1 protein-coding gene is annotated in these 922 nt (G+C 51.3%); it reads left to right on the forward strand.

The genetic code is table 11. The features are described 5' to 3' along the window. On the forward strand, positions 1 to 818 hold an 818-nt coding region (locus BN3659_RS03635), incomplete at its 5' end, for an outer membrane beta-barrel protein (RefSeq protein WP_141682476.1). Positions 819 to 922 lie beyond the last annotated feature (104 nt).

A 922-nucleotide genomic window follows, 5' to 3' on the forward strand; every position in this document is an offset into this window, starting at 1 on the left:
TTCTTTCGTACGCCTTCAATGAAAACCGAGGAACTTTTATGGATTTGTGCTTTATGAGCTACAGCGGGCCTTTGCCTTCGGGGAAATCCATTCTGCCCAAACGCACGCGGACCTCGCAGTACAGCTACACGATCGGCAATCCGGCGCTCAGACCGGAACGGTACTGGAGCGTCGATCTGACTTATACGCTGCGCGGAAAACTGTCGTTCTGGTACTGTTATGCGAGAGCGACGGCTACGCAGGAGGATTTCACTTTTTACGATTCGGACGATCCGACCGTGATCTTTACGATGCCCATGAATATGGGTACGTCGCATTATCATACTTTACTTGTGGATTACGACACGGATATTACGGAGTGGCTGCGACTGGGGGCCTCTGCCGAAGGGAAATATATCAAGGAAAATTACGAGTTGGACGGAGCTAAATACTCCTTTTCGTCGAAACGCGCTCAGTTTTTCTGCAACCTGATTCTCCAGCCGGTCGAAACATTGCGATTCGACCTGTCTTATAATATACGTACCCGACAGCAATGGTCGGCAGAGAAGAGCCTCAATGCCGATCACACCCTCACGGGCTCCGTTCAAAAATCGTTTTTTAAGAACCGATTGCTGCTCCGATTCACCTATGCGGGCATTCTCTACACGACCGCGTGTTTCACGACCGAGATGTCCGACGGCTCCTACTACGCCACCGAACGGGAGCTCGCGCCGTCGCGAAGATCGTGGCGCTTCGGTTTTACGTGGAGATTCAACCACAATGCCTCGAAGAACGTAAAAACCGTATCTTCGGGCTTGAATGCGAGCAGCATGTTATAAGGTAACCGGGGGAAATGCCGAAAACCCGACGAAAGAGTAGGCGCTCGAAAACACCGAAACTATGCAAGCGAAGAAATTCATGACCTTCCGGGAGAAGGTGCAGC

It is taken from the genome of Alistipes sp. CHKCI003 (assembly GCF_900021155.1).
Lineage (GTDB): Bacteria > Bacteroidota > Bacteroidia > Bacteroidales > Rikenellaceae > Alistipes > Alistipes excrementavium.